Source organism: Paenibacillus sp. FSL H7-0942, from assembly GCF_045040715.1.
Lineage (GTDB): Bacteria > Bacillota > Bacilli > Paenibacillales > Paenibacillaceae > Paenibacillus > Paenibacillus amylolyticus.
The window spans coordinates 3,960,576-3,973,693 of record NZ_CP150279.1 but is presented as its reverse complement, the minus strand read 5'-3'; the positions used below and the strand labels follow the sequence as shown (position 1 = coordinate 3,973,693).

General features: G+C 44.8%; 11 protein-coding genes and 1 riboswitch. Of the genes, 5 read left to right on the top strand and 6 right to left on the bottom strand.

Translation table 11 applies throughout. The annotated features are described in order from the left end of the window. Positions 1-298: 298 nt before the first annotated feature. Together MHI48_RS17640 and MHI48_RS17635 are read left to right on the top strand one after the other, a co-directional pair. Positions 299-1,066: an S-layer homology domain-containing protein gene (locus MHI48_RS17640; RefSeq protein WP_036613706.1), complete on the top strand. Its 768-nt coding sequence runs from the start codon at positions 299-301 to the stop codon at positions 1,064-1,066. A gap of 255 nt (positions 1,067-1,321) precedes the next feature. Then, positions 1,322-2,668 (top strand): amino acid permease, encoded by a 1,347-nt coding sequence (locus tag MHI48_RS17635; protein ID WP_405141299.1) that lies wholly within the window; start codon positions 1,322-1,324, stop codon positions 2,666-2,668. A 56-nt stretch (positions 2,669-2,724) separates the two neighbouring features. On the opposite strand, the gene MHI48_RS17630 is transcribed toward MHI48_RS17635, so the two are convergent. The 6 genes from MHI48_RS17630 to MHI48_RS17605 form a co-directional block, all read right to left on the bottom strand. Beyond that, a complete protein-coding gene (locus MHI48_RS17630; protein ID WP_076317641.1) occupies positions 2,725-3,486 on the bottom strand; it encodes a YqcI/YcgG family protein in 762 nt (253 codons plus the stop codon). A gap of 82 nt (positions 3,487-3,568) precedes the next feature. Continuing rightward, positions 3,569-4,195: a LysE family translocator gene (locus tag MHI48_RS17625; RefSeq protein ID WP_017688112.1), complete on the bottom strand. Its 627-nt coding sequence runs from the start codon at positions 4,193-4,195 to the stop codon at positions 3,569-3,571. Between the two features lie 137 nt (positions 4,196-4,332). Further along, positions 4,333-4,941, bottom strand: a complete 609-nt coding sequence (locus MHI48_RS17620) for a DUF1989 domain-containing protein (protein ID WP_076250280.1) — start codon at positions 4,939-4,941, stop codon at positions 4,333-4,335. A gap of 135 nt (positions 4,942-5,076) precedes the next feature. Beyond that, positions 5,077-6,573, bottom strand: a complete 1,497-nt coding sequence (locus MHI48_RS17615; protein ID WP_405141296.1) for an amidase — start codon at positions 6,571-6,573, stop codon at positions 5,077-5,079. A 321-nt stretch (positions 6,574-6,894) separates the two neighbouring features. After that, positions 6,895-7,875 (bottom strand): DMT family transporter, encoded by a 981-nt coding sequence (locus MHI48_RS17610; RefSeq protein WP_405141294.1) that lies wholly within the window; start codon positions 7,873-7,875, stop codon positions 6,895-6,897. Between the two features lie 144 nt (positions 7,876-8,019). After that, positions 8,020-8,173, bottom strand: a riboswitch (FMN riboswitch). A gap of 84 nt (positions 8,174-8,257) precedes the next feature. Beyond that, positions 8,258-8,758, bottom strand: coding sequence for a DinB family protein (locus MHI48_RS17605; protein ID WP_405141292.1), 501 nt, complete (start codon positions 8,756-8,758; stop codon positions 8,258-8,260). Between the two features lie 143 nt (positions 8,759-8,901). Between MHI48_RS17605 and MHI48_RS17600 the strand changes: the two genes are divergently transcribed. The 3 genes from MHI48_RS17600 to MHI48_RS17590 all read left to right on the top strand — a co-directional run bounded on the left by MHI48_RS17600 (position 8,902) and on the right by MHI48_RS17590 (position 12,901). Next, positions 8,902-9,453 carry a CGNR zinc finger domain-containing protein gene (locus MHI48_RS17600; protein ID WP_405141288.1) on the top strand — a complete coding sequence of 184 codons (552 nt, stop codon included), beginning with the start codon at positions 8,902-8,904 and terminating at the stop codon, positions 9,451-9,453. 120 nt (positions 9,454-9,573) lie between these two features. After that, complete coding sequence (locus MHI48_RS17595; RefSeq protein ID WP_405141286.1) at positions 9,574-10,944, top strand: amidohydrolase family protein; 1,371 nt, start codon at positions 9,574-9,576, stop codon at positions 10,942-10,944. A 520-nt stretch (positions 10,945-11,464) separates the two neighbouring features. After that, complete coding sequence (locus MHI48_RS17590) at positions 11,465-12,901, top strand: amino acid permease (RefSeq protein WP_076328556.1); 1,437 nt, start codon at positions 11,465-11,467, stop codon at positions 12,899-12,901. Positions 12,902-13,118 lie beyond the last annotated feature (217 nt).

Below are 13,118 nucleotides of genomic sequence, written 5' to 3'. Positions count from 1 at the left end.
GCAGTCCGCGTTCGAGATAATAGAAATAAAGACTTAATTTATAATATTTCAACATATGAAAAATTCACAATAGAAAGATCATTTTCTCACCTTAGTTACTATCGCTCATACAGCCACATTGACACACCCCAAGTTTAAAAGGAAAACCATTCTAAGCGATTGAAGTCAACCACTTTTTTTAGGGATAAAGATGCAGTGGATTATCGGAATAATCTGGTCGTGTTCTAATGATGTGCTCTTGAAAGGCCGATATAAATATGAGTAGATTGATCTACATAAGACAGGAGAGTGAAGATTAATGTTAAAAAAGAAGTGGCTAATAATGCCACTGATCGTTGTATCATTGTTTTTTTCCCAATCCTCATTTGCGGCAAATACATTTTCTGATGTGCAGGGCAAAAAATATGAATGGGCTGCTGAATCTATTGATTTGATGGTCAAAAAAGGCGTTATTAGCGGTTATAAGGATGGAAGTTTCAAGCCAGGCAACACGATAACCAAAGCAGAGTTTGTACATATGTTTCATAAGCTTTTCCCAGAAATTAATTATTCAGATGGAAAATCCTCAGAGTTTGTAGATGCACGTAAACATTGGGCAAACAAAGATTTTGCAGCTATATTCAATGGAGATTACGTGTGGAGTTTTTTTGAAGGTTTAGATGGGCAATACCCAGACTATAAATTTTCTATTAAACCTGATAAACCTTTAACTCGCTGGGATATTATGATGATCTCTTCTATTAGAACTAATTTCACCGATCAGACCCTTCACCCAGAAATTGAAGATGTAGTTTCTGCAGCTTCAAACTATAAGGATATTAAAGTTCGTCCTGCAAGTTACTATGATAATTTCTCGGTTAACTATCCGGTGATTTACATTGATCAGGATGAAGGAGAATACTATTATGATGGTGATTCTCAAGATTTTAAGGCAGAAGCGTTTTACACACTGACTAATATGGACATTATTACTGCGAATAACGGATACCTTCGTCCGAAAGATTTTGTGACACGTGCTGAAGCAGCAACCATTTTACATCGTCTGTACGAAGCAACACAAAATTAATTATTGATGCGAGTTTGATTAGATATACCCAATGGAAAAACCTCTCACAATATTTACATGTGGAAGGTTTTTCTTTTTTTGATTTGTATAATAAGAAGTTTTCCATATAACGGAGACAACAAATAATTACAAGTCAATACATCCGAAAAACATATTAATTATTATGTAAACTAATAATAATTCTTTTTGGTAATACAGACATAAAACCTCCATGACCTGTAAATCGTAAGGGGATAAGGCAGAAGGAGGAACTTCATGAAAAGTCAGCAACACCGTAAAAACGACGACGAAAAACTAAGTTGGGTCAGCCTATCCTTGTTTGGCGCGGGTTGCACACTGGGAACGGGATTTTTTCTGGGAACCAGTCTAGCGATTCATTGGGCCGGCATATCCGTACTTATATTGTTGGTGCTGGCGGCGGCAGGTACTTACTTTGTATTTGGTGCGCTGGCACAGATGACGGCAGATGATCCAAAGGAAGGCGCTTTTCGAACGTATGCGGGCGAAGCATTCGGACCTTGGGCTGGTTTTGGTAGTGGATGGATGTACTGGTTCTCTGAAATGCTCATCATGGGCAGCTCATTAACGGCACTTGGGCTGTTCTCTCAATTCTGGTTTCCCAAGTTTCCGCTATGGGCATTTGTTGCGATCTATGCCGCTATAGGTCTGTTCATTGCTGCACTGGGAGCGAAGGGATTAACCAAAACGGAGAATATTCTTGCTGTAATCAAACTTGCTGCAACGGTTGCATTTATAGCTATAGCAGGAGCGGCTTGTCTGGGTTGGTTACCTGTAAAAGTCACACCCGAGCAATTGAAGAATGAATGGTTCCCGCATGGAGGTAAAGGCGTATGGACCGGTTTCATCTATGCATTCTTTGCTTTTGCCGGGATCGAGGTTATGGGTTTGATGGCAGCTAACCTGAAAGAACCAAAAGATGCAGTGAAATCAGGTCGAGTAATGCTATTGACGGTGAGTACACTCTATGTGATTTCAATTGCGTTGATCCTGTTGCTTGTGCCTTCAGTTCAGTTAACTCCAGATGAAAGTCCGCTTGTCAAAGCCATGTCCACCATTGGATTAACCGTTGTGGTCCACATACTCAACGGAATTCTGATTATAGCCGGATTCTCGACGATGGTGGCTTCGTTATATGCCATTACGTCTATGTTGGTGAAACTCGCGGAAGATGGAGATGCACCAAAGCTGTTCACAAAGACCTGGGGGAAAAAGGACATGCCACTTCAGGCATTGTGTTGCACAGCGGCTGGATTAGTCCTGTCTACGTTGATGGCATTATGGATGCCCAAGAGTTTGTTTGAATATGTGACGACAGCAGGTAGTCTGGTATTAATGTATACATGGCTGCTCATCTGCATCACGTACATTAAAAAAATGAAGCCCGTGAAGTGGAATCGCATCAAAGTATGGATTGCCATAGTATTAATTGTAGCTGCTGTGGCTGGGACAGCGATGGAAAAAGCCAGCAGAACGGGTCTGCTGGCAAGTGTGGGACTTCTGGTGTTCCTTGGCATCATCACGTATGTTGTTCATAAGGTACGTGGCTCGAAAGCATCGCAGTCAGCACCATCCAAACCATAAGCAACTCTCAGCAACTTTCGTGGAGGTCGTACAACGGATTAATGAGTGCTTTAAGATTATTTCGTCAACTTGCCTAAGGCTTGCTTCATCCGCATGAATGGACATTTGGAAGGTGTCTGCTCATCATCAGGCAGGAAATACTGTTTCCATTCCAGATTATCCTGCTGACCATACCACATCAGCGAAGGGTGAGCAGGTACAGCATCATACGCAGCGAGACGTTTGCGAATTAAGGTTTTCATTTTACGGCCAAGAGGGGTGTTGTCATTAATGGATTCGAATACCCACCGTGGTTGAAAAGCAAACATGAGATAAGGAAAATGCCGGCTGGCTCGGAGTTCATGTGCAGGAGTTGCACAGAAACAAAAGTAAGGCTCTCCGCCAAAGCAAAACTCCCATGATGAATCATGAGGATCGGTTGAAATATGTTCCGGCCACGGCTCGGTATCGTGTGAACTTACCCGATTAAGCATTTGCCAGAATAACGTCTGATATTGTTCTACCGTTGTATGATCTTTCAGATCACTTGGTGTCTCACAGATCACGACCATCGAAGCGTAATGACCGGTGTCTCTGGAGACAGGACCATATTGTCTAAGCAGATCGGCCATATCTTCGGCAGCATGTTCAGATCGGGGGTCACACGTAAATCCGTACCTCAAATGTCCTGACAGAAATCCCATTCGTCCAGGTACACATGGATACGTATTATTTTCATCGGCGATCATTTTACCAAATTGCGAATAAGCGTCCTGCTGCCAAGATGGAAGACGCTCAAACAAGGTGTTTATTTCGTCGGCACTATACAGCTCCGCCATTGATTCCCAACTCCATTCCACATGATACCGTTACAGTATTAATGTCGGGGAAGTTGGGTGACTGTCCAGCCTGATTTTGTTGTCAGAAAAATATGGAACGTACAGCTTCGTACCCAAAATACAAACCAAATCCGATCAGGCAGATTCCCGAAATGATAGAGATCCAGCGCAATACATTCTCACTGCTATGTTTGTGGAATCGACTGGCCATGCCAGCCATAATGACATCCCACACCAGAATACCAATGAATATGCCTGAACTGTAGAGCAGCAAATGAGCAGTATCCGTATGCTTCACAGTTGTCGCGAGAATAGAGCCATAGATCCCCAGCCAAAATAATATATTCAGTGGATTGGACAGGGCCATCAAAAATCCGGAAATAAAAGATTTTCGAACAGTTGCTTCCGCAGTAGATGTACCTTGAATGCCTTGCTTTAGCTTCGAGAGCGTTTCCACTCCCGTGTAAATCAGAATAAAACTGCCAAATGACCAGAGAAAAGAGCGCATGAACGGCGTGTCCAGAAAATGGGCAACTCCAAAATAAATCAGCAGCATATACACCAAATCTGCAAACATAGCTCCGAGTCCTAGAATCCAAGCATGCATGAATCCGTGGCGGGCTCCACGGTCGAGTTGGGCGGCGTTAATCGGACCGATTGGAGCGGACAATGATATTCCCAGAATGATATAACTGAACAGTACAGACATAAACACGTTCACTCCTTAACGGGTTCGATGAATTGTACCAGTTGTCACAGAAAATGGGTACAAGTCATCGTATTCCCGCAAGGAGTGAATTAGAACAAACCACTTTTATCATATCGCTTTAAGGCGTTGTTATTCTGTTAAAGTTCCACATCCAATTGAATTGGGGTGCAGTTGTATCCGTTGCATGAGCTTTCTTCACAAGGACAGGCGGAGAGCCCAATTGTGAGATCCATTAATGCCTCCATCTCGATATAATCACCTGCACGAGAATCGGGAGCTACAACATCAATCTTGCCTTCACTGTCTACAACGGACTTCATAAACAGGTTAAACGGATAGTGTTGGTCTGGTGGTAGAATCCCGAAGGGTTCCAGTGCCGTGTTCAGATTGTGATAACAACTGGCGTGATCCTTTTTGTCGTATAACACCTCATACATCTCTGGACGACAAGCAGAGTTGAAGAAATCATGGACCCCAACGGTGTCACGGACAATCTTGAGTAAAGGTTGATACTGATTGGAATATACAAATTGTCCTGGTTTAATTCGATAAGTACGCAATACGTCCATTGTCACGCCGGGATCCAAGCGATGGTTAGCATCCGTAGCATCATATGCCACAAAATCAATGACTTGCTGTCCCTCCAGATCCGTTATGCGTAGTAAAGAACCCTTGCTTACTTTCAGGGCATATCCCGTTTTGGCTGGGATACGATAAGACTGTTTATGGCGCTGATTTGTATTCATCCGTCACATTCCTCCGCTACTTTTTGCTTTCAGTATGCGGAGCAGATGAAGCTTTCATGCACTGTTATGGCGCCGTACTCTACTCAGGCAGGAACATCCAATGGTGAATTTAAACACAAACCACATTATATGCCTTTATGCTGGGAACAGTGGATTACCTCTCATTCCGATCCAGAGGTCTGATTGTTCAAGCTGACCAGCGAGATGCAGCAACCAATCTTCGCGTCCCTTGGTTGCCATCACTTGAACGCCCATTGGCAACCCTTCAGGTGTCATATGCAGAGGTACACTTATCGCAGGCTGGCCTGTCAGATTTGCAAGCTGGGTGAACGGTGTATACGTAAGACTTGGCTCAAACATTTCATAGATGAGTTGCTGCTGCTGGGTCTTGTCCAATTCACTAATTCGCATCAGATTACGGATCTGTTCGTCATGAGGCGTTAATTCACCAATCTTAGGCGCAGGAAAAGCATTAACAGGTGTGACGTAGAAGTCATAACGCTCAAACAAGGTGGACATCTGGGCTGCAGCTACATCCCATTCAGCTAAGCTATGTACAAACTCCGCAGCGGATACCTTTTTGCCAGCTTCAGCCAGAACCCATGATTCAATCTCCATATCATCGGAGGTCAGAGCCCGGCCCATGGATCGTTCCATGGAAGAGATCATCGCAGCCATCTCACCACTGTTCATCATGTAATAGTTCTCCATCAACCGAACTCCGTTGACGGGACTCAGTTTTTCTTCAACATGATGACCTTGTTCTTCCAACCAGCGCACGAGCTTGTATACAGACTCTTTGGCTTCTGCGCTGACAGGTGTACCCACGGGTGAATCCGTTGTGTATGCAATTTTCAGTTTGCGTTGATGTGGATAGCTCATATCAGCCAAGTAACTGCCTGGAAAGAGTGGAGCATGGAACGCAGCTTCGGGCTGAATGACTTGTAACGTATCAAGCAATGCAGCACTGTCCCGAACCGAGCGAGAGAGGGCAAAATCAATCGATGCGCCTTGCCATTGACGACCAACTCCCGGTCCTACAGGTGTGCGCCCGCGGGTTGGCTTTAACCCAAACAATCCGCTAAAGGAAGCCGGGATACGAATCGAACCTCCTCCGTCACTGGCTCCGGCAAGAGGAACAATACCCGAAGCTACAGCAGCAGCGGCACCACCACTTGAACCACCTGGGGAGTGATTGATATTCCATGGATTGCGAGTGGGACCATGAAGACGGGGCTCGGTAATATTTTTTAAACCAAATTCAGGCGTATTGGTATGTCCTATGAAGATAAAGCCTGCATCACGGAGTCGAGTGACAAAATTGGAATTGCGTAATGCACGATGCTCGCTGAACAAACGGGAGCCTGAAGTCAGAAATTCACCTTCCAAGGATTGCGAGATATCTTTCAGGAGCAGGGGAACACCGGCAAAAGGTTGTTCTCCAGGTCGAACCAAACCGGCTTCCTCCCGTGCACGAGATTCATATGTACGAATAACCGCATTAAGTTGCGGATTCACTTCTTCAAGGCGTGCAAACGCCGCTTCAAGCATTTCAACCGGGGATACTTCCCGGGATCGGATCAGTTCAGCCAAACCTACGGCGTCGTAGGAGGTATATGAGAATGAAGACATTATGATCGTTCCTCTCTGAATATATTTCATCTGTTTATTCCATATGTCATCGTACCACCGGATTAGACAAAAGACAAAAGATAGAAGAGACGTAGTGCGATGATATGCATACTCGTTATGAGGTTGGAGGGAAAAGAGGGGGATTTGCATTTGCGAAATAGAGATAAAGCAAAGGGTTAATAGCTCATATTGCTAATTGAGAAAATGAACGAGTAATATCGAGTCATGGAAATAAAAAACCACTGCTCATCTAATTTGATGTGCAATGGTTTTATTTTATATTTGACTATTTGTTTATATGTGAACCTCAGATATATCCACTTACTCTGTACGCAGCTTCGGTGCAGCATCGGCCGCAGTTGATGATCTTTCCTGCTGTCTGGAAATGGCGAAGAGGGCCACCCAGATCAGGATAAAACCAAGCAGCTGCTCCCATGTAATCAGTGTACGGAAAGCAATCCAGTTCACCAACACACCAGCCATCGGGAAGCTAAGTTCTGCGAGTGTTGCAACAGAGGCTTTGGTTGACGACAGACCTTTGTAATACAACAGAAGACTGAGCAAACCTGGTAACAATGCCTGACCGAGAATGTTGAGGATGACAGCAGTCTGTTCACCCGTTCCGGACGGAAACGTCCATGCCGCACCTTCGTTCCACGTCATAAAGATCAGGAGCGGGAGAGCAACGACAAAGCGCAGGGAGGTGACGGTTTCGTAACGCGCCTGACCCAGCATCAATCGTCCCATAACGGTTGAACCTCCCCATAGGGCAGCAGCCCCAAGGGATAACAAGCTTCCAGCATGAATCCAGTTGTCCCAGTTACCTAATGGCAATGTGAATCCAAATGTAAGCAGGTACGTTCCTGCTAATGCAATGAAGAACAATCCACCGAAGCGACGTGGTAACGTTTCTTTTAGTAACAGTTTAGCCAGCACGATAGCGAAGAGTGGTTGCATTTTTTGCAATAAAAGTACCGTATTCGGATCGTTATGTGTTAGTGCCATGGTGAACAATACCGTTGCGAGTGCTGATCCTCCCCATGAGATAAAAATCACGGCAATCCAGTGGCGAGCGTGCAGGTTTTTCAGATCAGCCCGAAATTTCCACAGTACGGGAATGGCAATAAGACTGACGATGATATGTTCCACCAGTACAATCTGCGTGGATGTCATCGTATTTAGCAAAATAATGCGGAAGAGTGGGTCGACACCCCATAAGGCGGCGCCGAGAACTACAAGCCAGAATCCGGTATTACTTCGTTCCTTGCGGTAAACAGGTGATGCTGCTGATGTCTTTTCCATATTCAGGACTCCTTCGTCAGAACACGGAATCTTCAGTTGGCAAAATCGACAAAAGCCCCCGTTTTGGTATATACCAAATAAACGGGGGCTCATCCAAGGACATGCGTCAGGAAAGAGGCCTTCCCGTGAACGGCATGTCAATGTGTTGATCTTCTCTCATCCGGACTGTACCGTCGGCCTTGGATTCACACCAAGTCAGTCGCTGAATGTCCTTCGTTAAGAACAATTAGCGAGTCGCGGGCTGGTTCCGAAGAACATCACCGCCGGTTGGGAATTGCACCCTACCCCGAAGATCCTATTCAATTATATAGTGTGTTGAACAAGCTGTAACATTAATAAGTTCATCTTATTCCTGTAAGCGCTAGCAGTTCAAGCATTTTTTTTAGAAAACGATTTTCCAACTTCCTTGCTGTCTGCGAAGAAGCACGATCTGACCTGCGTGATACGCATCATGGAGTACCCAGCGAGCTAGTTCGTGTGCCCATTTCTCTTCGGAATCCATATATGCGGCTTCAAGATCTGACTCTTGTAGTGCAGCCAATTGATCTCGCAACTGTTGGGCTAATCGAGTTGTACCCTGTAGCAGTGTATTCCATCCGGCTGCGTCCGTTGGATCTCCAGGATTCCCAAATGTGTATTCATTGGAGTCAACAGCAGGAAGGGTAGGCTCCTTACCTTGCATGCGACATAATAAGCGATGGTTGTAATAATACATATGGTTAACCAACTGCCAGATGCTTAATCCCCCTGAGGGTGGAATCCAAGCTGCTTGTTCTGCTGTAAGACCCTCCAAGGATTTCGACAAAGGTACAATCCAATTACATTGATCCCAAGTATCATCCTTTTGAATAAGTAACACATCTAGTGCTGTTGTTTTTGTCATTGCCTTTTCCTCCTTGCGTATAATTGTGATAGGTGATGTAACTAGCTAAAACTGATTAATGAGGTTACACTTAATATAACACATCAAAGATGAGTTGTAACCTTCTTTGTTTAATTAGATGGTTACAATAAACGGAGGTATATATGGACAGGTTATGGACCGATTTTGTAAACAGCGATTATCACGACTGGCGTGGGGGAGATCGATCGGAGGACAGACTTGGGAAGGCGAACTGGCAGCAAGATTTTCTGGAACGATGGCAACTCCACGCTTCTGTCCCTGCATCTCCAGAAGAGGAGTTGTCGATGAGAAATTTCAGGAATGAATTGATAGCTCTTGGAGCCCGCTTATCTTCTGGAGCATCATTAACGGATATAGAAAAACAATGGTTGAACGGCGTTATGGAAGCAGGGCATGTGAGAAGAACATTGACTACAATTGATCAGGAACTGAAACTCCAACTGGTAGCTGTAGAAGCACATTGGAGTCAGGTTATGGCTGAGGTAGCTGCTGACTTTGCTTTGACTTTGGTAGAGGGAGAAGGCGGCAGGATCCGGATCTGTGATAATTCGGATTGTCGCTGGATGTTCTATGATGATACCCGAAGCAGAACACAGAAGTACTGTGATGATAAGATGTGTGGCAATCTGATGAAGGTCAGAAGATTTCGGGCGAAACGTAAATCCCAAAATTGATAAATACTAACAATAACTATATAATGTATATATACTAGCGAAAAAATAGTCAGAAGTAGTACAGATTCGTAAGCAGGATGTGATCGTCTTTCAAACCAAAATAGATGGGAGATGTTTCTTATGCGGACAAGTTATCTGTTGAAAAATGGCTGTGTGTTGTCGATGGATGCTAAAATTGGACAGTATAAGAGGGCGGACGTTCTGATTCAGGATTCACTGATCATGGCGGTTCAGCCCGACCTGGATATTCCGGATGCGGAGATCATTGATGCTTCATCGATGATTATTATGCCTGGGCTGGTGGACACGCATCGGCATATGTGGGAATCACTTGTCAAAACAGTGGGAACCAACTGGTCGTTACCAGTTTATTTGCAAAATCTCTATTATGGTGCGATGGGAAGCAAGCTCCGCCCACAAGATAGTTATATTGCCAACCTGCTCGGTTCCTTGGAAGCGCTTAACGCAGGAGTGACGACAGTAATGGATTGGAGCATGCCATATTCCCCTGACCATACGGATGAACTGATTCGTGGACTTCAGGATGCTGGCATTCGGGCGGTATTTGCTCACGGAGTACCTGGTGAGACGGACTACTGGAATCGGGATAGTCAACTCACGTATTCGAATAATGATGTGAGAAGAGTCAAAGAACGTTATTTTTCATCACGGGATCAATTGCTTACTTATGGGCTTGCCATTCGTGGTCCGGAGTTCAGTCATTGGGATACAACCGTGAAAGAGATCGAGCTAGCACAAGAACTGGATGCGATCTGTTCCATGCATGCCGGATTTGGCAGTTGGGGATCTGCGGATCGCTCGATCAGTCACTTGTACGAAGCGGGACTCTTAAGTCCACGGGTGAATATCGTTCATGGTAACACCATGGGCATGGATGAATACAAAATGCTGGCAGATAGCGGCGCTTCCTTGTCGGTCACACCTGAGGTTGAAATGATGATGGGTCATGGATATCCGGCCACCGGCTATTTTCTTGAACATGGGGGAACACCTACACTTGGTGTAGATGTGGTGACGTCTACAGGCGGAGATATGTTCTCGCAGATGAAGTTCGCACTTCAAGCTGAACGATCCAGAGCCAATGAACAACTTTTGCAGCAGGGTGAGATGCCTGGTGAGTTGAACTTGCAGTCCAGCCAAGTGCTGAGATTTGCAACTTCAGCTGGTGCCCAAGCGTTGGGATTGGAGCAGAAGGTGGGTACGTTGACCCCAGGGAAAGAAGCGGATCTGATCATGATTCGTACCACCGATCTGAATATGTTCCCCGTTCATGATCCAATCGGCGCTGTCGTGCAATTTGCCAATCCATCCAATGTGGATACGGTCTTTGTGGCAGGTAGACTCGTGAAGCGAGAGGGTAAGCTGTTGAATGTTGATCTGGATGCGATTCGTCATGCGGCCATGCAGAGCAAAGATTATTTGTTAACCCAATACAGGATGTCAGATGCAGAGAGAATTGCTTTCTCATAATTTACTTTTTCATAAAAACCTGAAATGAAGTCAGTTCGTATTTTTATATACACCTCTACCTATAGTAAAAAATAAAGGGCCGCATAATGATATGTGGCTCTTTTACATGCCTTCATATCGTGGAATTAGACAGGATAAGGTAGGAAGATACAGCGGAAAAAGACGAAAAGAGCTCTCTTTTTCTTAACTTCAGATAACAAGGTACCAGAGATGTTTTTCGCGGAAAAATAGGCTCATAAAAACTGCGCATAATATAAATTATACGCAGTTTTGTTTTAAATCCATTTTCATATTCATCCACGTGCAACAGATCATGATAAATTTCGCGATAAAAGAACAAAATAAGTGATCTACAAAAATAAATTTAACCAAGCAACGCGATAACGTGTAGAATTCGATAGGTTTTTATAGGTGATCGATAAGATAGAACAAACGACTTTTTCATAGAACAGATGGGAAGCCATCCAATCGCTGCTACATCCATAGCACATTCAAGATTCATGACGAGAGGAACATGACTATGCGTGAGAACAAACAACGATCTTCATTATTTCGTAAAAAACCAATTGCCTCAGCGGGTGATAACGGCAGTGCATTGAAACGGGCGCTTGGTCCGCTGGACTTAACCACACTTGGGGTGGGTGCCATTATCGGCACAGGGATTTTTGTGTTGACTGGTGTAGCTGCCGCAACGTATGCCGGCCCGGGCCTTGTACTGTCATTTTTGCTGGCAGGTATCATATGTGCATTCGCGGCATTGTGTTACTCGGAATTTGCATCAAGCATACCGGCATCGGGTAGTGCATACACGTATAGCTATACGGCTTTTGGTGAAGTTATTGCCTGGATTCTGGGATGGGATCTGATATTGGAGTATGGTTTTGCGAGTGCGGCGGTAGCCAGTGGATGGTCTGGATACTTTCAAACGTTGTTGTCCGGATTCGGGCTGGAGTTACCACATGCTCTTACGAGTGCGTTCAGCCCGGAAAAGGGAACTTATTTTGACATCACAGCTGCGGTCATTACGTTAATTATCACTTTTCTGCTTACCCGAGGGGTGAAGGAGGCGGCTCGTGCGAATGGCATCATGGTAGCGATTAAAATTATCGTGGTGCTGATCTTCATTGGTGTAGGTGTTTTCTATGTAGAGCCAACTAACTGGCAACCATTCTTGCCTTTTGGTATCTCGGGTGTAACTGCGGGAGCAGCGACGGTATTTTTTGCCTACATCGGATTTGATGCGGTCTCCACAGCGGCAGAAGAAGTTAAGCAGCCACAACGGGATTTGCCGATTGGAATTATTGCGTCACTGGCAATCTGTACCGTTCTCTACATCGTTGTATCGTTGATCCTCACAGGGATTGTGCCTTATAACATGTTGAATGTAAGTGATCCAGTTGCGTTTGCATTTGAATTTGTTCAATTGAAGGGATTGTCCTGGATTGTATCTCTTGGAGCGATTGCCGGCATTACGACCGTATTGCTAGTCATGATGTATGGTCAGACACGTCTGCTCTATTCCATGTCTCGTGACGGACTGCTGTCACCTGTCTTCTCCAAAGTTAGTGGCAAGAGTCAGACACCTGCGGTAGGGACATGGGTTGCAGGCATTATCGTGGCTCTGTTCTCCGGGTTCATCTCGTTGGGACATTTGGCGGAGCTTACGAACATCGGAACGTTGTTTGCTTTTGCAGTTGTAAGTCTGGGCATTATTGTGTTGCGTAAAAATAACCCGGATCTCAAACGCGGATTCCGCGTTCCACTTGTGCCGCTGATTCCGATTCTGAGTGCCTTGGGTTGTGTATACTTAATGACACGCCTTGCAGCGCTGACATGGATTACGTTTTTTGTTTGGTTGATCATCGGATTAATTATCTACTTTGCGTATGGAAGGCATTACAGTCATCTGAATCCGGCGCGCCGGATCTCGAGTGCTTTCAGAGCAAAGGATAAATAGATTAGTTGAGAACGTCTTTAACCGAGAACATCTTTATTTTTCCTCATTTCGTATCGCTTAGGCGAAGCGGGATGGGGATTTTTTTATCTAGAAAGATAAAGGATGATAACAGCAGGGGAAGGTTGGGATTTTCTTCATATATGGGTAAGTAATAAGGGACGTGACGAACTTAATCACGGGGGCGGGGTTGCGGCTAAGCCAAATATGAAATATATTT